Source organism: Cellvibrio sp. PSBB023, from assembly GCF_002007605.1.
GTDB lineage: Bacteria > Pseudomonadota > Gammaproteobacteria > Pseudomonadales > Cellvibrionaceae > Cellvibrio.
This window is the reverse complement of record NZ_CP019799.1, coordinates 1,484,243-1,505,418: the sequence shown is the minus strand read 5'-3', so window position 1 is coordinate 1,505,418 and position 21,176 is coordinate 1,484,243. Positions and strand designations below refer to the sequence as shown.

14 protein-coding genes are annotated in these 21,176 nt (G+C 49.4%); 7 read left to right on the top strand and 7 right to left on the bottom strand.

From position 1 onward, the window contains the following. Positions 1–182: 182 nt before the first annotated feature. Positions 183–1,283: a methyl-accepting chemotaxis protein gene (locus B0D95_RS06715; protein ID WP_168172414.1), complete on the top strand. Its 1,101-nt coding sequence runs from the start codon at positions 183–185 to the stop codon at positions 1,281–1,283. A 4-nt stretch (positions 1,284–1,287) separates the two neighbouring features. Further along, on the top strand, positions 1,288–2,091 hold the full coding sequence (locus tag B0D95_RS06710) for a nitrate- and nitrite sensing domain-containing protein (RefSeq protein ID WP_078043179.1): 804 nt from the start codon (positions 1,288–1,290) through the stop codon (positions 2,089–2,091). Positions 2,092–2,127: 36 nt separating this feature from the next. On the opposite strand, the gene B0D95_RS06705 is transcribed toward B0D95_RS06710, so the two are convergent. From B0D95_RS06705 to B0D95_RS06680, 6 genes are all read right to left on the bottom strand, one after another. Next, positions 2,128–3,882 (bottom strand): BatD family protein, encoded by a 1,755-nt coding sequence (locus tag B0D95_RS06705; protein WP_078043178.1) that lies wholly within the window; start codon positions 3,880–3,882, stop codon positions 2,128–2,130. 67 nt (positions 3,883–3,949) lie between these two features. Further along, complete coding sequence (locus B0D95_RS06700; RefSeq protein WP_246841745.1) at positions 3,950–5,860, bottom strand: VWA domain-containing protein; 1,911 nt, start codon at positions 5,858–5,860, stop codon at positions 3,950–3,952. Next, a complete protein-coding gene (locus B0D95_RS06695) occupies positions 5,857–6,864 on the bottom strand; it encodes a VWA domain-containing protein (RefSeq protein ID WP_078043177.1) in 1,008 nt (335 codons plus the stop codon). Before B0D95_RS06695 ends, B0D95_RS06700 begins: the two co-directional genes overlap by 4 nt. Then, positions 6,857–7,411, bottom strand: a complete 555-nt coding sequence (locus B0D95_RS06690) for a DUF4381 domain-containing protein (RefSeq protein ID WP_168172413.1) — start codon at positions 7,409–7,411, stop codon at positions 6,857–6,859. Before B0D95_RS06690 ends, B0D95_RS06695 begins: the two co-directional genes overlap by 8 nt. 43 nt (positions 7,412–7,454) lie before the next feature. Further along, positions 7,455–8,420 carry a DUF58 domain-containing protein gene (locus B0D95_RS06685; protein WP_078043175.1) on the bottom strand — a complete coding sequence of 322 codons (966 nt, stop codon included), beginning with the start codon at positions 8,418–8,420 and terminating at the stop codon, positions 7,455–7,457. Positions 8,421–8,430: 10 nt separating this feature from the next. Next, positions 8,431–9,390 carry a MoxR family ATPase gene (locus tag B0D95_RS06680; protein WP_078043174.1) on the bottom strand — a complete coding sequence of 320 codons (960 nt, stop codon included), beginning with the start codon at positions 9,388–9,390 and terminating at the stop codon, positions 8,431–8,433. Positions 9,391–9,657: 267 nt separating this feature from the next. On the opposite strand from B0D95_RS06680, the gene B0D95_RS06675 reads away from it, so the two are divergent. The 4 genes from B0D95_RS06675 (at position 9,658) to B0D95_RS06660 (ending at position 18,205) form a co-directional block, all read left to right on the top strand. Beyond that, positions 9,658–14,544 (top strand): NAD-glutamate dehydrogenase, encoded by a 4,887-nt coding sequence (locus tag B0D95_RS06675; protein WP_078043173.1) that lies wholly within the window; start codon positions 9,658–9,660, stop codon positions 14,542–14,544. A gap of 311 nt (positions 14,545–14,855) precedes the next feature. After that, on the top strand, positions 14,856–16,826 hold the full coding sequence (locus B0D95_RS06670) for a methyl-accepting chemotaxis protein (RefSeq protein ID WP_168172412.1): 1,971 nt from the start codon (positions 14,856–14,858) through the stop codon (positions 16,824–16,826). A gap of 38 nt (positions 16,827–16,864) precedes the next feature. Beyond that, the gene (locus B0D95_RS06665) at positions 16,865–17,089 is read left to right on the top strand and encodes a DUF2835 domain-containing protein (protein ID WP_078043171.1); all 225 of its coding nucleotides are present in this window, start codon (positions 16,865–16,867) and stop codon (positions 17,087–17,089) included. Positions 17,090–17,176: 87 nt separating this feature from the next. Further along, a complete protein-coding gene (locus B0D95_RS06660; RefSeq protein ID WP_078043170.1) occupies positions 17,177–18,205 on the top strand; it encodes a quinone-dependent dihydroorotate dehydrogenase in 1,029 nt (342 codons plus the stop codon). Between the two features lie 196 nt (positions 18,206–18,401). Here B0D95_RS06660 and rmf read toward each other — a convergent pair whose 3' ends face one another. Then, positions 18,402–18,626 (bottom strand): ribosome modulation factor, encoded by a 225-nt coding sequence (rmf, locus tag B0D95_RS06655; protein WP_078043169.1) that lies wholly within the window; start codon positions 18,624–18,626, stop codon positions 18,402–18,404. Between the two features lie 283 nt (positions 18,627–18,909). On the opposite strand from rmf, the gene rlmKL reads away from it, so the two are divergent. Further along, positions 18,910–21,168, top strand: coding sequence for a bifunctional 23S rRNA (guanine(2069)-N(7))-methyltransferase RlmK/23S rRNA (guanine(2445)-N(2))-methyltransferase RlmL (gene rlmKL / locus B0D95_RS06650; RefSeq protein ID WP_078043168.1), 2,259 nt, complete (start codon positions 18,910–18,912; stop codon positions 21,166–21,168). The last annotated feature ends 8 nt before the right edge of the window (positions 21,169–21,176 follow it).

Genomic DNA, 21,176 nt, shown 5'->3' with positions numbered 1-21,176 from the left:
TGGTGCAAGTCAGGCTTATGTTGCCCTTTATGGGGGCGGCGAGTGCTGTGAACTGAGTAATGTTAAAAAATTATCTGCACTAAATGCGGGCAGTGCTAGTGTCGGGCGTGGTGATTGATTCTGTCTGTAAGATTTGTGGAGGTAATGCGATGGTGCGGTTTTTGGGGCAGGCAGTTGCCTCAGTGAAATCCTGGGTTTTGCTCACGGCAATATTGTGTAATGTGCTTTTGGTCGCTGGTGCAATTGTTTTGGAAAATGCAAGTGTGTGGTTGTTAGTCCCTCTGTTGCTCATTGTGGTGTTGATATTGGGTATTGTGGGTGGGGTGAATAAAGATATGGCAGGGATTAAGCATTATTTGTCTGCCGTTGATCGCGAACAACCGGTGGATTGGAATCAGTTAGTAAGTGGTCCTTTGCAAGGGTTGCACGATACGTTTATCGATGTTTTTAAATCGCGCCAACGGCGCAATGCAGAGTACAAGGATGCGGTTAAAGAAATGGGACACTCATCGTTAGAGCTGGCCATTAATGCCAAAGAAGTTTCCAAAAGCGCTGCCTATCAATCCAGTGCGACTACGTCCAGTGCTGCCGCTATTACCGAAATTAGCCATAGTATCGATGACATCAGTAACCGTATTGGTGCTGCACGTACTGCTGCTACTACCGCCTGCGATTTAAGCAAGCAGGGCGGTTCGGCACTGGCCAGTGCGAGTCGCGAGGTGAATGATGTGGCGAGCCTTGCGCGTGAAACCGAAACGCGGGTAAGCCAGTTGGATGCACTGATGCATGATGTGACATCCATGTCCAAGATCATTAGCGATATTGCCGGACAGACCAATTTGCTGGCGTTGAATGCGGCCATCGAAGCGGCGCGTGCGGGTGAACAGGGGCGCGGCTTTGCTGTGGTTGCCGATGAGGTGCGTGCACTGGCGACACGCAGTCATGGTTCGGCCGCAGAAATTGCCACCAATATTGCACGTGTACAACACACCATGCAGCAAGTATTGGTCAGCATGAAAAGTGTGGTTGAAAAAACCGATAACTCATTGCAGCAAGTAGCCAGCGCTGATTCTTCTTTAACCTCCATCTTAACCACGACTGATGTGGTTTTTGGCCTGATAGATGAAATAACGATTGCTGCAGAGCAACAAAGTATTGCCGCCCGTGAAATTTCAACACACATAGAAACCGTTGCTGACCTGGCGAATCAAAATAGTTTTCGTGCAGGCCAGGCTGCCGAGATTGCTGATCACTTACATAAATTGACCCATCAAGCGGAGTAAAATAATGCAAACTCCTCTAGCGCTTACAATAATTCTATTGGTCGTGCCCGTAGGTTTCGTCGTGTTGCTGATTGTTTCCTTGCAGCGCAGACGACGGCAAGCAAGTAAATTATTTGTACAGGGAATTGGCTATATAAAAATTCTGCGCAGTTTGTTGACCTATATCCAGCAGCATCGTGGGTTAACCACAGGGTTTATTAATGGCAATAGCGCAGCAAAACAGGATATTGAAACCCTTGAGCAAAAAATTAAATACACCATGGGAGATGTGGCCGCCGCCGGGGAGTGGATACGCAATAACGTAAAATGGTCCAGTTTGGTTGATCATTGGTCGCGCTTGAGTGTGTTGTATCTGCAGGGCGATGCTGATAAAAATTTCAAACAACATAATGTGTTGATTGCCAACTTGCTGTATTTGATTGACGATGTTGCTGACGTGCACCATTTAACCAAAATCACCGGTGATGCGATGGATACGGATTGGCGCTATCTATTGTCGATTGCGGAATATATTGGTCAGGCTCGTGCGCTGGGAACTGGCGTAGCGGCAAAGGGTGAGTGTTCAAGTGTGTTGCGAATTCAGTTGAATCATCTTCGTAACAAAATTGCCTCCAGTATCGATACAACCTGGCCGGAGCAGTCGCGCACTGAAATACACCATTTATTGCATTGCATTGAAACCCAACTGGTGGTGGATCGCCCCAGTATTCAAGCGGCGGATTATTTTACATTGGCAACACGTTGTATTGAGCATGTATTAAATCAATTTGATCGGCAGGTTGATCGCCTCGAATATGATCGTTCCTAAAAGCAAAATGGCGAACCTGGGTTCGCCATTTTGCTTTTAGGATTTGTACAGTGGTTGTAGTGGTTCCCCACTGGCTGTTGTTTTGAATTTACGACGTCGCAAATTAGCCAGCAATTGCAACAGGTTTTCGCTGTCCATTGTGTTAGAAGCATTACTGAAAATAGCAGTATCCAATTGTTGGAATGCCTCTGCGAGTGCAGGTGACTCTGCACGTTGTGCAATGGCTTGCAGGCCAGTCAGCGTTGCATCGCCCCAGTAAATCTGGCTCCAGCTCACAATAGCTTTGCGGAGCTGCGGCAGGTTTTTATCGGCCATTGCACGTTTCAGTTGCGACCATGCAGCCGCTTCAGATTCATTTTCTGCCACCTGTTGTTGGTGTTTTTTATTGTGCCCCTGTGTTAAATCCCTTTTTGCTTGCCAATAGCGCCAGGCAAAAAACACGGTTGCCAAGAGCGTTAACAGGTTGGATACATAAAGCCAAACAGGTGTGCGTGCGCTGACGGTTGTTTCTTGAGGGGCAATGCTATTTAAATCTGTATTCAGTGGAACACTGGTGCTTTGTTCCTCTTCTTCCGCGCTTGCGCTTGTCGAGGGTGCCATATTATCGGGTGACATGGCTCCACTGCCCACATTCAGTGTGACCGCAGGCAGTGTTGCTGTTTGCAGGGTTTGTTTGTTGGTATCCCACCAGGATACTGCTGTTTCCGGTAGCGTAAAACGTCCGGCTTTGGTGGGCACTATGGCAATGGTTTCTATGCGCGAACCAATAATGCCTTGCGTTGTTTTTTGATCATCAGTTTGTGCTTGATCGCTATAAAACGTCAGTCCATCAACTGTTGGTAGTTGTAGTGGAGAAATCTGCCCAGCGGTTAAACCGTCAGCTTTGATTGTAATGGTGCGGGTGATAGGTTCGCCCACTTTGAGCGAGTCAATACTTGCACTCCAGTGTTCAATCAGGTCGACTTTATTGGCTGGTAACCAATTCTGGTTACTGGTCGCGGGGGCAGGGTTAATAGTTAAGCGTTGTTCTTCCGTGCGTAACCGCAGAAGGTTGCTCTGGCTGTTGCCATAAAATCTGTCCCACAAATCCCGTTGGCCTGAGTCGAGTGATACTTGGTACAGCACAGCGGGAATAAGCAGCTCGCCGCTCTGTTGGGGAAAGAGTGCATAACGGGTTTCTACAACAGCGCCGGGGCGGCCATTGATTTTGGTTTGATATTGTTTTTCATCCAACTGGATAACCAGTGCATCTTTCACTTTGAGTGGTTGCAAATCAATTCCGCTGAGTCCAACTGTAGTGTATAGCCGCAGGGTGACAATAATTTGTTCCTGTACATAAGCGCTGTCTTTACTGGTTTCAATCTCTACCGTGACCTGACTGTCACTGCTTTTTGGTGTGCGACTTTTGCCTTCTACAGTGATGGGAATTGCATCGCTAATGGCGCCATCAATAGTAAATGAGGGAATAAGCAGTGTGCCGATACGTTTTGGGGCGAGAGCAATTTTCCACTCGGTTGAGGCTTCCATGTTGCCGTTGATAATACTCATCTGGGTGCCGCTTTGGGTGTTGAGAATATCAAAATCTTTTTGCAGCAACTCATAATCGGGCGAAGCATTAATTTGTTCGTCGTAGCGCAATACCAGTGTGAAGGTTTCTTCCAGCCCCAGAGTGTCACGGTCTACGCTGGCCGTCAGGGTGCCAGCGTAGACATTGAGCCCGGTTACCATCAACACAAAACCGAGCAACTGGCGGGCACATTTTTTAATACTAAAGTCAGATTCTTTCATCATTCCTGTTCCGTTACGCTAGCGAGCGATTCACTTTTTTCATTACATTTTTGTAGGCCAAATTATTTGCCTACCAACGATTTTCTGCCCCGTTTTCAGGAGGAGCCCAATCGCCATTCATAATGTCCTGATTGCGTTTGTAGTATTCGTAATTGAATTTGTTGCGCAATAAACCGCCCGGATCATCGGGTACGCGGCGCAGCCACTGCTCCATGGCCTGACGCTCTTCATCCGTTAAATTATCCTCTGTAGGCTCAGCGGTTTGCTGCTCTTGAGCCGCTTGCTGTTCCTCTTGTTCACGCTGTGCTGCTTCAGCGGCTTTTTCTTCATCAGATTTATCCTTGTCTGATTGCTCTTGATCCTGCTCTGCCTTGTCTTGCTGTTCGTCTTGATCCGCATAGGATTGTTGATCTTGCTGCTGATCAGACTGATTTTGATCCTGATTCTGCTGGTTATTAGCATCCTGTTGCTGGTCATTTTGATCTTGTTGTTGATCGTTTTGCTGGTTCTTTTGTTGGTCCTGCTGTTGATCCTTATTGTCTTTGTCCCGCTGATCTTTGTTGTCTTGTTGTTCGTCTTGCTGATCCTGATTTTGTTGCTGCTTTAAGGCTTCTTTTACCAACTGGCGATTTTTTTTAGCATCGTCCATCGCCGGGTTCAATTTCAGCGCCTGATCATAAGCCTTAAGTGCCTCTGCTAACTGATTCGCTTTGGCCAGTGCATTGCCTCGGTTGTAGTGGCCGGTGTCGGTATTCATGTCGGCAAAACCTTTGGCCGCCGCCGCATAATCGCCTGCTTTATATTGGGCACTGGCTTTCCATTGCGGGTCCGTAAAATCCTGTGCGGCTTCGGCGGCATTATCTTGCTGCAATTTTTCGTAGGCTTGTTGGTTGTTGTTTTTCCATAGCTCATCCCAACTTAACGCATAGCTTTTGCTGGGTGTTAAACCAATCAAGGGCAATAATAAAAAGCTCAGGAATACACCGCGACGGAAACTGTAAAGCACGATGGGAAGCAGCAGCAGTACCAACCAGTGGCCGCGGTCATACCAACTGTCGAATTCGCGTTCGACACGTTGCGTCTCTTCTTTGGCGGGTGCGGGCAGGTTGAGTAAGTAATCAATATCGCTGCTGGTATTGGCCAGTGTGCGATAGCGGCCGCGAGTATCCTGGGCTAATTGTTGCAGTTCACCGCTGTTAAGTTTTGTAGTGACTATATTGCGTGCGTTGTCGCGTACGAATCCGCCTTTGCTGCTGGGAATCGGGGTAGGGGCATCACCACCTACACCGAGAATGGATAAGCGGTATTGCGGTTCGCGCTTCATGATTTCGCGCAGGTTGTATTGGGCATCTTCATCCACACCATCGGTGATCAATAACAAGTCACCTTGGGTGATGGCAGCGTTTTTTAATAATTGCAGGGCGCGGCTGACAGCGGCTTCGGTATTGCTGCCTTGTGCGGGCATAATGCCGGGATGCAGCGCGGGAATAATATTGTTGATCGTTTCTGTGTCGTCAGTCAGTGGTGTCACGACATGAACATCACCGGCGTAGACCAATAGCGCGGTTTGACCATCTTTGCGTTGACGCAGCATATCAGCAATTTTCAGCCGTGCGCGCACCAAGCGTGACGGTTTTAAATCTTCGCTCATCATGGAGGGCGATAGATCCAGTATCATCACTAGCGCCTGTTGATTTTGCTCTACAGCGACCGGACGTTTTTCCCAACTGGGGCCAGCGAGTGCAATGCAACTCACAATCCACGCAAATAATAAAACCAAAAGTTGCCACGGCTTGATACGAGTGGTTTGGCCGTCCAGCAAATATTGCAACAGCTCAGGCGCTACCATTTGCTGCCATTGTTTTGCGGTGTGTTTTTGATACCAGAGTAACAATGCAATGACGATCACAGGAGCCAGTGCCAGCAACCAAGCCGGACGTAAAAAATGAAACTGTGAAAAAAGAGATTCAATGGTCATCATGATGCTTGCTCCACTCGTGCTGCACGCCCTTGCCAAATATGCAGGCTGGCAAGTAGCAGGCTAATCAAAAATGCGATAGCGAGCGGCCAATAAAATAAGGTTTGTACTGGGCGAAAGGTTTCGGTTTCCATTTCAATCGGTTCAAGGCGATCCAGTTCGCGGTGGATATTGTCCAATTCTTCCAGGTTGCGGGCGCGAAAATATTTGCCACCGGTTTTTTCGGCGATATTCATCATAGTTGGTTCATCGAGGTCTCGCGATGGATTAACGGTGCGCGAACCAAAAATGCCGGGCACCTCCATGGAGTCTGCGCCAAATGCAATGGTGTAAATTTTAATATTCGCTTGCTGTGCCAGCTCTGTGGCTTTGTCGGGCGATAATTGGCCAGAGGTGTTGGCGCCATCGGTCAAGAGCACCAATACACGGCTTGCGGCAGGGCGATCGCGCAAGCGTTTTACCGCAAGGCCAATGGCATCACCAATAGCTGTCTCGCGGCCAGCAAAACCTATTTGGGCTTCCTGTAATAATTGATTAACGGTTTTGCGATCATAAGTGAGCGGCGCTTGCAGGTAAGCTTGTGCCCCGAACAAAATTAATCCCATGCGGTCGCTGTTGCGGCGCACCACAAAATCGCCAATGACTTTTTTCACCGCCATTAATCGCGTAACACGGCGACCGGCAATCGCCATGTCGGTTTGCTCCATACTGCCGGAAATGTCCACTGCCATTAATAAATCGCGCCCGCTGGACGGCATACTGGTGGGTTCGCCAACCCATTGGGGATTGGTCGCGGCGAATACACAGGCGAGCCACATTAACCAGAGTGCAATCAATTTTGCCGGGCGTTTATTAATGCCCAGTTTGCTGTGTTGATCCAGTTGGCTGGCGTGTTGATAAAAGGGGACGCGTAATGCTGCTTCAACCCGTTTTTTGGCGGGAATAAACACCATTGCCAGCGGCAGCGGTGCAAGGAGCAGTAACCAGGGCCATTGCATTTCAAACATGGTTGGCCTCCGACACAGCGGCAGCTTTTTGGGGGGCAGGTTTGGGTGCAGGAACTTTTTGGCGATGATTGCGATGCAGTTTTATCCATTGCTCACTGAGTTGATACAAGCCGGCTGCATCGACTTGCGGATTTTTTTGATAAGCACTGTTTAATAAACTTTCGCCAATGGCGCTGGAGAATTTTGCGTTACTGCCAGGGCATACTGCATCCAGCCAATTCAACCATTCTGTGCCTTTTATACTGGCATTAAAGCGTTGTGGGTAAGCCGTCAATGCCGTGCGGCGCAACAATACACTGAGTGCATGTAAGTAGGCAGCTGCATCTTGTGATTGTTGATAGCGCGCATAAATGGCGGCGAGTTCCTGTTGTGCTATGACGCGGTAATATTGTTGTCGCTGGTGCCGACGCCACAGGAACACACAAGCAATAGCAATGATGAGTAACGCGAGTAATGTCCACCAGCCGGGCGCGAGTGGCCACCAACTGACGTTGCCGGGCAAATGAATGTCGGCTAGTTGATCCAGTGGAGAGGGTGTTGATTGCATAGGTGGTGGTTGCATAGATGACTATGGATTCTTTTCAGTGAATTTATTTTTTGCGTCCGAATGCTTTGCGCAAACCATCTTGAATATCGTCTTGCGTGGCATAACTCAGCAGTGGAATACGCAGGCGTTTGCATACTGTGGTGAGCAGTGCCAACTGCCGGTCAAATTGATTTTTGTAGGCTTGTTGAAAGGCTTTTTCATTAGCGGCTAATTGCATGCGTTCACGGCCATTACTGATGGTCAGTGCGGTATTGCTGATCAGCTCGCGCTCTAAATGATCGTAAATATGAATCAGGGTGATATCGGTATGGCGAGCCAATTCAAACAATTGTTGCTCTGCGCTCTCATCCATATCGTGAAAATCGCTGATGATAAACAGAGCGCAACCGGGTTTGGCGATGCGACGTGCATCCGCGAGTATTTCACTGAATGAGTTGGCGACCGGTAATTGGCCTGAGGGCAGTGCGGCAGGTGCTGGCGTAATCGGCGAGCTTAGGCGGTGATTGTAGTCCTGCAATTGATGCAGCAGTTCCAGTACCGCGTGTTTGCTGCGACGTGGGCGCACATCGCGTTGATCATAATCGCCAAAGACCAGTGCTCCCAAGCGGTCGCCATTGGCCAACGCGGCCCAGCCGAGCAGGGCGGCAATATGTGCGGCGAGTACGGATTTAAAACAGCGCGTGCTGCCAAAAAATAATGGCGAGCGCTGATCCACCACCATAAACACCGGGCGTTCACGCTCTTCGCGAAAGATTTTGGTATGGGCGACCTGGGTGCGCGCGGTGACACGCCAATCAATCGAGCGAATATCATCACCCGGTTGATACAAGCGCACTTCCTCAAAATCCATCCCGCGGCCGCGAAACCGTGTGCGTTCACCGCCGGACAATAAACTGCGCGCCGGTCGGTGTGCGAAGAGTTTCAGATCCTGCGCGGAAAAACGGCAGCGCAATAAGGACGCCAATTCGGTATACGCGCCCCGTGGATTCAAATCCTGCTTATCACTCATAACAATCGGCCTAGCTCAGGGGAACGGCGGCGAGTAATTGATCAATCGCTTGATCAGGTGTGGTTCCGGTTGCTTCGGCTTCAAAACTCAAAATCAGGCGATGACGCAAAACATCGTGTGCGACGGCCTGCACGTCGTCGGGGCTGACAAAATCACGACCCTCCAGCCAGGCGTGAGCTCGTGCGCAGCGATCCAGCGCGATAGTAGCCCGTGGGCTGGCACCGTATTCGATCAGCTCGGCCAAATCGGCGGAATATTGTGTTGGGCGGCGCGTGGCATTAATCAGGTGGACGATATAGTCCTCAACGCTCTCGGCCATATGAATTGCCAGGATTTCCTTGCGCGCTGCTTCAATCGTGGACTGGGAGATCACAGCGGGTTGTTCACTGCTGACTGCCGCGGCTTCATTGCGTGCTAATTGCAGGATGCGGCGCTCAGCATCAATGCTCGGGTAATCCACCACAACGTGTAACAGGAAACGGTCAAGCTGGGCTTCCGGCAGGGGATAGGTACCCTCTTGCTCGATGGGGTTTTGGGTCGCCATCACCATAAACAGGCCCGGTAGCGGGTAGGTTTTACTGCCCACGCTCACCTGACGTTCAGCCATGGCTTCCAGCAAGGCGGATTGCACCTTGGCGGGCGCGCGGTTGATCTCATCGGCCAGTACCAGGTTGTGGAAAATGGGGCCGGGCTGGAATTCAAAACGGTGTTGCTCGGGACGGTAAATATCCGTACCCGTAACATCGGACGGCAATAAGTCCGGGGTGAACTGAATGCGGTGAAAATTACCTTCAATCGCCTGCGACAAGGTTTTAATCGCCTTGGTTTTGGCAAGGCCGGGCGCGCCTTCAACGAGCAAGTGGCCATCGGCAAGCAGCGCAATCAGTAGGCGCTGGGTCAAATGCTCCTGTCCAATAATTTGATCGTTAAGCCAGGTGTTCAGAGACTGTATTTGTTGATATGCCTGCATTGGAGTTGAAGACCTTGAGTTGTCATTAAGGGTTATTCATTGCTGAAGGCGTTACAAACTCGCGCGACAGCGCCACAAAAGTGCTAAATAGACTGCTCTTACTGGTGTCGGTTCCCTGTCATTTCAAGTGTTTACAGCGATTTTTCGACTAGGCTTAGAGAACCATAAGTCCCTGTGACAAGTCTCAACCAAGTGCGCAAAAAAACTGTGATAACAAACCTGTAACAAGCCCCCCATAAGTCCTCCATAACAACAGGAGCGGATGCCGTGAACAGTACTTTGGTCAGTCAGCATAAGCCAGCCGAATTTTTGGATGAATTTACCCATTATGCCAATGAGCAGCTCGCGCCGGAGGAGCAACAGGCGTTTGGCGAGTTTGCGAGCCGGTTCTTTCACCACTATCCGTTGGATGAGCTACAAGGCAAGCGCCTGAGCGATGTATTTGGCAGTGTTTACCAATGGTGGCAGTTTATGGCGAGTTACGATCGCCGCCAGCCCAAGATCCGCTTGTTTAACCCCGGTTTGGCAGAAGACGGTTGGGTCAGTTCGCACACAGTATTGGTCGTGCTGCAGCGCGACATGCCCTTTTTGGTGGATTCGCTGCGCATTGAATTGAACCGCCGCAGCATTCCCATCTACACCATTAAAAGTACGGTGTTAACCGTTGAGCGCGATGGCACGCGTTTGGTGCGCGTGCAAGAACGCAACGGTACGCAAGCTGATGAAGACCATGAAGCACTGATTGTGATGGAAATCAGCGCACACAGTGATACGGATGAGCTGGCCGCTATAGTCGCCAGCCTGCATAGCGTATTGGCTGAAGTGGAGCGGGTGGTTAGTGATTATCAACCTATGCGCGCTGCGGTGTTGGCTGCGGAACAAAACCTCAGTTTTATGCAGGATACTGCCTGTGTTGCACGGGTGCAGGAAACCAAAGCGTTTTTGCGCTGGCTCACCGAGGACAAATTTACCTTTCTCGGCTACTCCGAATATGAGTTCTGCGATGTGGATGGCAAAAAAACACTGCGTGAAATTCCCGCGCAGCGCTTGGGGATTTTTGCCCTGCGCGCTGCGCCCGCCGCCATGCTGGCCGCCGACTCTTTTAACGAAGGTATGGCCCGCTTTCATTTGGTGCCACAGCCGATTGTGTTTTCCAAATCCTCGTTGCGCGCCCGTGTTCATCGCTATGCCTATTCTGATTACGTGATTGTCAAACGATTTAATGCGCAGGGCGACGTGATTGGCGAGGCGCGTTTTCTCGGGCTTTACACCTCGGCGGTGTATTTAATGAATCCGGCTGAGATTCCCTTGATCAGCACAAAAGTAGCCCAGGTATTTGCCCGCAGTGAACTGTTGGAATCCAGTCACGACGGTAAAAACTTCCGTCAATTGCTGGAAACTTTTCCACGTAACGAAATATTTTTAAGCAGCAGTGCCGAATTATTTGAAACCTTGATGGGCGTTGCGCGAATTAACGAACGCTCTATGGTGCGCCTGTTTATGCGGCGCGATCCTTTTGGAAAGTTTATTAATTTTATTGTCTATGTGCCACGCGATTATTTTTCCACCAAGGTGCGGTTGGCCATTCAGGAATTAATTGGCCGCGCTATAGGTTCCAGTGAATGTGAGTTCACCACTTATTTTTCAGAATCGATTTTAGCGCGCGTCTATTTGGTGTTTAAGTTAGAGAAGGGCCTGCTGCCACCCATTGATGTAGCTGCCCTGCAAGCCGGTATTGTCAACATCACCCGCTCATGGGAGGATTTTTTGCTCGGCGCTTTGCTGGAGGCCCACGGCGAAGAAGCCAGTGCCCAACTGTTGCGCGAGTATCGCGATGCCTTTTCCTCCGCTTACCAGGAGCAATACGATGCTCGCACCGCGGTGCAGGACATTCACACAATCAAGCATTTACTGGAAGCACTCACCGACACTTCGTTGGCCGCGGCACCCATTGCGCTGAGTATTTATCAATTGCGGGTGCAGGAGCAGGGCGCTTTTTTACAATTTAAAATTTTTCACCCTAACACTACCCTGGCGCTCTCAGATGTTATTCCAGTGCTGGAGAATCTGGGGTTTCGGGTTGTCAGTGAAAGTGCTTACGATATTCGCAGTAATTCCGGCCAGGTGGTGTGGTTACACGATTTTAAATTAGCTCACCAAGCGGCGGCTGATTTGCCATTTGCAGTCCTTAAAACGGTATTGGCTGATGCTTTTATTGCGATCTGGAAAGGTGCGGCAGATAACGATGCCTTTAATAGTCTGGTTGGTGCCGTTGGATTGGAGTGGCGTTATGTTGTTATGTTGCGCGCCTACGCCAGCTACATGCACCAGACATTATTTCCATTCAGTATTCATTACATAGCCTCAGCACTTGTGAGTCAGGCCGATTTAACCCGCAACCTGGTTGAATTGTTCCGCTGTAAATTTGATCCGCAAGCGCAACAGGAATCCACCCCTGCGCAAATAGATTCAATTCGCACGCAGATTATCAGTGGATTGGATCGCGTCCAAAACTTGAATGACGATCGCATTATTCGCCGCTTTATGGCCTTGATCGACAATAGCTTGCGCACTAACTTTTACCAGTGTGACTCACAGGGGGCATCCAAGCCCTATCTCTCCATTAAATTTTCGCCGCGTGGCTTGGCGGAAATTCCCGAACCACGCCCACTGTTTGAAATTTTTGTCTATGCTACACGCATGGAAGGCGTGCATTTGCGCACCAGCAAAGTGGCGCGCGGAGGCCTGCGCTGGTCGGATAGGTTGCAGGACTATCGCACCGAAATATTGGGGTTAGTAAAAGCGCAGCAAGTTAAAAATGCGGTGATTGTTCCCAGTGGAGCCAAAGGCGGATTTGTTTGTAAAAAAATGCCAGTGAATGCCAGTCGTGAACAACAGCAACAAGAGGCAATTGCCTGTTACCGGTGGTTTATTCGGGGCTTGTTAGATCTCACGGATAATTTTATCGACGGCGGTGTTATTGCCCCGTTAAATACGCTGTGCTACGACGAAAATGATCCCTATTTGGTAGTGGCTGCGGATAAGGGAACGGCCAGTTTTTCCGATATAGCCAACGCCTTATCACTCGAATACAACCATTGGCTCGGTGATGCTTTCGCGTCGGGCGGCAGCCAGGGTTACGATCACAAAGGTATGGGGATTACAGCGCGCGGCGCGTGGATTTCTGTGCAGCGCCATTTCCGTGAAAAAGAGATTGACGTGCAAACCCAGCCCATCAGTGTGGTGGGTATCGGGGATATGGCGGGCGATGTCTTTGGTAATGGTATGTTGTTATCGCCAGCCTTAATGTTGGTTGCTGCATTCAATCATCAACATATTTTTATCGATCCGGATCCTGATCCTGCAATCAGCTTCCGTGAGCGGCAGCGGCTGTTTGCGCTGCCCAAAAGTACCTGGGCGGATTACGATAAAACGCTGATCAGTGAAGGTGGTGGCGTGTTTGATCGCAGTGCAAAAACCATTGCGATCAGTGCGCAAATGCGCGCGCGTTTTGCATTGGATGCCGGTAGCCTCACACCGACGGAGTTAATTAATCTACTCCTGCAAGCGCCAGTTGATTTAATTTGGAATGGCGGTATAGGCACCTATGTAAAAGCCGCGAGCGAAACCCATGCCGAGGTGGGCGATAAAGCCAACGACAGTTTGCGCGTTAACGGTGAACAGTTGCGTTGCAAGGTGTTTGGCGAGGGCGGCAATTTGGGTATGACCCAACGTGGGCGGGTGGAATATTGTTTACAAGGCGGTGCATGCAATACTGATTTTATTGATAACGCCGGTGGTGTGGATTGTTCCGACCATGAAGTGAATATCAAAATTTTATTGAATGAAATTGTGGCCAATGGCGATTTGACCCAAAAGCAACGCAATCAATTGTTGGTGGATATGACCGACAATGTGGCGCAACTGGTGCTCTACAATAATCGTCGCCAGGTACAGGCGATTAGCGTGGCACAATCTGAAGCATTAGCGCGCAGTGCGGAGTATCGTCGCGTAATGAATGGCTTGCAACAACAAGGGCGGCTGAATCGGAAATTGGAATTTTTACCCAGCGATGAAGCCTTGCTGGAACGGCAAACCCAGGGCAAGGCTTTAACGCGCCCGGAATTGGCGATTCTGATTTCCTACGCAAAAGCTGTGTTAAAAGAAGATCTTGCTCAGGTCGCCATTGCGGACGACGATTATATGGCGGCATTTATAGAAACCGCATTTCCGCAAAAAATTTCACAGTTATTTCCGCTGGCGCTGCGCAATCACCGCTTGCGTCATGAAATAGTAGCCACCCAAATTGCCAATGACATGGTGAATACCATGGGCATCAGTTTTGCGCAGCGCTTGATGGAATCCACTGGCGCCAGTGTGGGGGATATTGCCAAGGCCTATGTGATTGCGCGGGATATTTATGCCATGCCGGAATTTTTGGCAGCGCTGGAGCGTACCTCAACCAGTATTTCATCGACCCTGCAATTGCAACTTATTAACGGCATGATGCGCAAAATTCGCCGTGCAACACGCTGGTTTTTACGCAATCGCCGCAGTTATTTGAACCCGGCTACCGAGGTGGAATTGTTTTCGCCGGGCATGATGCATATCAACGAAAACCTGGTGCATTTGCTCAACGGTGAAACACTGCAGGAATGGCTGGCAGCGACGGACCATCTGCGCGCGCTGGGCTTGCCTGAATCCCTGATTAAACGTGCGGCACACCCCGCAGACCTTTACTCCGGTTTGAGTGTGATTGAAGCTGCGCGTATTGCCAATCAACCAGTAGAAGCCTTGGCCAAAGTGTATTTTGCGCTGGGTAATTATTTGAGCTTGCCGTGGTTTTCTACGCAGATCTCCAACTTGCCTGTGGATAATTTTTGGCAAGCCATGGCAAGGGAAACCTACCTGGGGGATTTGGAATCGCAATTGCGAACCTTGAGTGTGTCGCTGGTACGGTTGATGGATGAGACGCAAGATCTGGAGCAATTAATCGCGCGCTGGAGTGCCCAGCATCAGTTATTGATTGCGCGCTGGAAGTCTATGGTCAATGAATTGCAAGCCGTAAATGGAACTGATTTTGCAATGATTGCTGTGGCACTACGCGATTTATTGGATTTGGCGCAGGCCACCCAATACTGCGAATCCTTATAGCACAGTATAAATACTGTACGAGAGAATGACAGCAATAGCATATTAACTATACTGAAGTGAGTTGCAGTCAATTAATTGACTGATTGGTGCAGCCTGTAGCGTTTATTAATAGTTTATTGTTGTGCGCTTGCGTTGCATCAATGAGAATAATTGCTGTGATTTGTATCTTGTCACTTGGGGTTTTATCTTTTTGTAGATATTGCTGTTATTCACATCTGTTGGGTGCGCATTTCTGGTGCGTAGTTAGTTGCAGTTAATAGGGAATGATCATGTCCATCCTTCTCAGGCCAGCAATTCGGCTGGCAAATACAATGTCCTTTTCCAGTAAATTGCTCACAATTGTGCTGATTTTTCTGTTGCCATTTTTGTGGTTATTGAGTCAGCAGTGGCTGCAAAGTAGCCAAACGTTAGCCACCACTGAACGAACGCAAACCGGTGTGGATTTGATTCTTGAGGTTAAACCTATCGCGTTGGAAATTGCTCGCCACCGGGGACTGATGGCGCAATATCTGGCTGGCGCGAGCGATAAGGCTGAATCCATACAACAACTGGAGCAAGCGCTGGACCAACAGTTTATCAGTGTGATGAAACGTCTCAATGAAACCACGAATTTTAAATCGGCCCTGCCGGACATAGAGCAATCATGGCGCGGTTTAATGTTGGCAGCTATTGAAAAAAATGCTGCTAAAAGTTTTTCGGCGCACACTGAGCTCATTGCACGAGTGCATACAGAGATTAAATTGCTGGTGGATTATTTTGACATTGAATTGCAATCCACCCGTGACAATTATTACCTCTCGCAACTCACTTTATTTCAAATCCCTGAATTGCAGGAACTCTTGGGACAATTGCGGGGACGGGGTGCAGCAGCCTTGACTGACCAGATTATTTCACCAGAGGAGCGAGTGACGCTGGTGGGATTGCATTTTGTTGCAAAACGCGCGCTAACGGGTTTTGAGCAACAAATTCAGTTGTTGAGCCAAAACCCTGTACTAGTCAAACATTTTTCAGCGGCAGTGAATAGGTTTTCCACAACAGTTGCAGATTTTGAGTCCATGTTGCTGAAGGATGCGCTGGCTACTGAGGTTGTACAAGTGACAAATACGGCCTTCTTTAGCCAAGCTACCAGCGTGATAGATGCCTTGGCTGAAGTGGATAAACTTGCAAGCCAGCAGCTCATGGACAGTGCTGTAACTGCTCGTCAGCAGGCGGCGGGAGTCCGAATGCTTTTGCTGACAGTGGCATTACTTAGCATATTTTTAGGTTGTTACGTAGCAATGGGGATTCTGGCTGCGCTGAATCAAAGTGTACATGCGGTTAATCATCTTACCCAAGCATTAAAAGAGGGGGATTTTTCTGGCAGCTTACAGGTGCGAAGTGAGGATGTTATTGGCGATGTTGCTAATAATCTTACGGCTATGGTTAGTCAGGTTTCTACATTAATTAATAATATTCAAGGGTCTGCTGATCAGGTGAATAAATTATCTGTAGAGTTACAGGCCGTCACCGATGAAACCAAAAGTGAGTTGGACCAACAAAATAATCAAACGCAGCAATCTGCATCGGCAGCAACTGAAATGGCTGCTACGGTTCGTGAGGTGGCGCGCACTTGTGTCGAAGCCAGTTCAGCAACCGACGTTGCACGAGATACAGCGATAGAAGGGCGTTCGCGTGTAAATGAAGCGATAGCGGCAATTAATCGATTAGGGAGTGATGTGGGCGATGCCAAAACTATCATCACTGAATTGCAAAGTGATGTCGCAGATATCAGTGCTGTACTGGAGGTCATTCGCAGTATTGCTGAGCAAACCAATTTACTTGCATTGAATGCCGCGATTGAAGCTGCCCGTGCGGGAGAGCAAGGCCGGGGATTTGCCGTGGTGGCGGATGAAGTACGTTCTTTGGCGAAGCGAACCCAGGATTCCACGGCAGAAATTCGCGGTGTGATTGAAAAACTGCAACAGCGCGCAGGTAAGGCGGTAGATATTATTTTGCAAAGTTTTGAGGGGGCGCAAAACTCAGTGCAAAGTGCTGCCAGCGCAGGGGATTCCTTGCAGCAAATTGTGCAGAATGTGGAGATGTTACGCGATTTGAACACCCAGATTGCAACTGCGGCTGAGCAGCAAGCGGCGGTTGCAGAGCAAATGTCTCGCAGTACACGAGAGCTTGGTGACTCTTCAGAAAACATACTGGATCAAGTGCAAAAAACCTTCGGTTACAGCCTAAACCTGCGGCAAGGGGCAGATCGTTTGCTGGAAAATACCCTGCAGTTCAAAATCTGATTAAAATAGCTTGGGTCATCTTTTTTGTTGGAGTTTTTTTGAACAGCATAGTGGTCAGTCTGGTTATTTCTGCTGAGGAGTTCCAGCGGCTTTATCAAGGCAGCGCAAAAACGGTTTTTGCGCAGAGCCTTGATGGCCGTAATATCCGTTTCCCGGCAGGTATTTTGCGACCTTTTGTCTTGCACAATGGCGTGCGCGGTACATTTCAAATTAATTTTGATGCGGATAATCGCTTCCATTCCATCCAGCGCTTAGGAGGATAAATGTGGGGGCGGGGTGATTTGAGGGCTATAATCCAGTATCCTTGCGCCCAGTTTTGACTCTCCCTATAGATCTGCCAAGAGCCTGCCATGTATCAGCATATTCGCGATGTATTATTCCGCTTCGACGCCGAAACCTCCCATGAACTCAGCCTTGATATGCTCGGTGCCGCTGAGCGCCTGCGCTTGGTGGGTCTCTTTGCAGGTAAAGTGCCCAGCAACCCTGTGCAAGTGATGGGGCTCACCTTTGATAACCCCGTAGGCCTGGCTGCCGGTTTGGATAAAAACGGCGATTATTTCAATGCCTTGGGCGCACTGGGGTTTGGTTTTGTTGAGATTGGTACCATTACTCCGCGCCCGCAACCGGGCAATCCGCAGCCCCGTTTATTCCGTATTCCGGAAGCTCAAGCCATTATCAACCGCATGGGCTTCAACAATAAGGGCGTTGACCACTTGGTCGAACAGGTTAAAAAACGTCGCTATAAGGGTGTTTTGGGGATTAACATCGGCAAAAATGCCGTCACACCGGTCGAAAACGCGGTGGATGATTATCTGATTTGCCTGCGCAAAGTGTATGACCATGCGGATTACATTACCGTCAACATTTCATCACCCAATACTCCCGGCCTGCGCAACTTACAGTTTGGCGATTCATTGTCGCAGTTACTGGCGCCGCTCAAAAAAGAGCAGGCGGCATTGCACAGCGCCACGGGCCGTTATGTGCCTATCGCTGTAAAAATCGCGCCGGATATGGATGAAAGCGAAATCCATCAGGTAGCAGGTATTTTGATCCAGGAAGGGATGGACGGCGTTATCGCCACCAACACAACCATCACTCGCGTCGGTGTGGAAGATTACGAAAATGGCAGCGAAGCGGGTGGATTGAGTGGCCTGCCGGTACGCGATAAAAGTACTTATGTGGTGCGTACCTTGAATGCATGTTTGGGAGGGAAGTTACCCATTATTGGTGTGGGTGGGATTTTGGATGGTGCCAGTGCTGCCGACAAGATTCGCGCCGGCGCCAGCCTGGTGCAGGTATACAGTGGTTTTATCTACGAAGGACCAGCCTTGATCGGACGCGCCGCCGAGGGTATCGCCAGCTATCACAAGGGGCTTTAATAGCTAGTAATTGGCAGTGCAGGGCAAGCGTGCTTGTTGCAATAACAGGTCCTGGTGATAAGAAAAGTTCGCAGTGATAAATAGAACGAAGCCCGCAGTAGCGGGCTTATTCATTTAACATGATTGGGTGAGGAATTCTGTAGGTCTGTGGTTATCTACTCAGTGTATTGATGAGTATTAACAAGGGTGGTGGACATTAACCACTCATAGACATGGGTTGAATGTTGCTAATTTTTTGAACCTGTGCCAAACGGCTATAGCCATCCCACTGATCCATACGCGATTCGCGCCAGCCATTGAGCCATTGTTGGCGAGCCTGGCCTGTTTCGTGGGGGCAGAGACTTTTTGAACGCCCATCAATACCTGCTTGATACCCTTTTACAAATGCGCGTTCTGTTTGGTCACGTTTTTGACGTTTCATCAGTTATTGCACCTCTAAGTTGTGGATTATCGATAGGGTTTTACTTATCGACGAAAGCGGTGTTGCGGTCTTTCACTTGCCGGTGTGACTGGTTCTTGGATTCTCCTTAGCATGGACAGGTCTGGTGAGTACACCAGATTTAACCTGAGCCGTGAACGATTAAATTTTTATACATAGGCCGTTCTATATGGCATATCGGCCTAGCAAATGTATTTGACAACTTAATGACAAACACCTTTGTTTAGTCAGGTGTGGTTCAGAAAAGTTCACCTTGGAAGCATTAATGACACATCAATATTTCGCCACCTGCCCAAAAGGCTTGGAAGGCTTGCTCTACACCGAACTGCAAACCCTTGGCGCAGAAGATCTACGCGAGACAGTTGCCGGTATTTATTTTTCCGGTGATATCGAGATGGCCTACCGCGTCTGTCTCTGGTCGCGCCTCGCAAACAAAGTCCTGCTGCCACTGGCCAGTTTTGAGGCCAACAGCCAGGAAGAGCTTTACGACGGCGTGCGTGAATTGCGTTGGGAGGAGCACCTGAGCCCGAGCGGCAGCCTGTTGGTGGATTTTATTGGCACCAATGATGCCATCCGCAATACCCAGTTTGGCGCTGTAAAAGTGAAAGATGCCATAGTGGACTGCCTGCGGGATTTCAGCGGTGAGCGCCCCTCGATTGCCAAGCGCGATCCTGACCTGCGGGTGAATGTACGCCTATCCAAAAGCAAAGTGATTGTGAGTATCGATTTGTCGGGCGACAGCCTGCATCGCCGCGGCTATCGTATTAAGCAGGGCAGTGCGCCTATGAAGGAAAACCTGGCGGCAGGCATCCTGATTCGTGCCGGTTGGTCGGAAATCGCTGCCCAAGGTGGTGCCTTGCTCGACCCTATGTGTGGTTCGGGCACGATTTTGATTGAAGCGGCCTTAATTGCTGCGGATATCGCCCCCGGGTTATTGCGTGGCAGCTTTGGTTTTGAGCGCTGGCTCAATCACCGCAACGACATTTGGCTCGGTTTGCGCGATGAAGCTTTTGAGCGTAAAAAAATCGGCCTCGCGCGTGAAAACCTGCCGGAAATTCGCGGCTACGATGCAGACCTTAAGGTAATTCGTGCTGCCGAGGAAAATATTGTCAGCGCAGAGCTGGATCACTGGTTGCGCGTAAGTCGCAAAGAGCTGGCTGATTTTGTAAAGCCCACCCACAACAAGGCGATGGAGTTTGGTCTGGTGCTCAGCAACCCGCCTTATGGTGAGCGTCTGGGTGAAATTGAATCGCTCAAATTGTTGTATGCCCATTTGGGCGAGCGGCTGCGTAATGAATTCCAAGGTTGGCGCGCAGGGGTATTTACCGGTAACCCGGAGCTTGGCAAGCAAATGGGGCTGCGTGCAGATAAAAAATACAAATTCTTTAACGGCACCATCGCCAGCGAATTGTTGATGTTCAGCATCAGTAGCGAGGCTTTTGTGCAAAGCCGTGTAGAGCAGGATGCACGTTTCAGTAAAGATGATACCGAGCGCCGGGAAGCGGAGCAGCGGGTAAAAGTTGAAAACAAAAAAGAACAGGCGGCGGCACTTTCTAATGGTGCGCAAATGCTGGTGAATCGCCTGCAAAAAAATCTTAAGCAATTGGAAAAGTGGGCGAAGAAAAACGACATTAGTTGTTACCGCCTGTACGATGCGGATATGCCGGAATATTCGGCGGCAATTGATATTTATCGCGGGCAAACCCAACCTAATCGTGCGCCGCAGCTTTATGCCCATGTGCAGGAATACGCCGCGCCAAAATCGGTTGATGAAGAGCGCGCCGCGCAGCGCTTTGTGGAAATTGAAATGGCCGTGCCATTTGCGCTGGACATTCCCGCTGCAAATATCAGCTACAAGCAGCGTCGCCGCAACAAGGGCACCAGTCAGTACGAAAAAATCAGCGAACGTCCAACGGGCGATCTGTTCAGTGTGCAGGAAGGGCAGGCGAAACTGCACATCAATATGTGGCAGTATTTGGACACGGGCTTGTTTTTGGATCATCGCTCCGTGCGATTAATGATTGCGAACCTGGCAAAAGATAAGCGCTTTTTAAATTTGTTTTGTTATACCGCAACGGCAAGTGTGCATGCTGCAATGGCAGGTGCGCGTTATACCGTGAGTGTGGATATGTCCAACACCTATTTGAACTGGGCGCGAAAAAATTACGCACTGAATGGTTTGAGTGAATCGCGCAACCGTTTGGAACAAGCAGATTGTTTGAAGTGGTTGGAAGATAACGATCAGCAATTTGATTTGATCCTGCTTGATCCGCCGAGTTTCTCCAATTCAAAACGCATGGAAGATGTGTTGGACGTGCAGCGCGATCATGTAGGTATGATCAATAATGCCATGCGTTCACTCGCAGAAGGCGGCACACTGATTTTCTCTAACAACCTGCGTAGTTTTAAATTGGATACCGAGGCGCTCAGTGGTTTTACTATCAAGGATATTAGCGCCCAGACTATCGATGAAGACTTCAAGCGCAATCCTAAAATCCATCAGTGCTGGTTGATTACGCATTAATACATAAA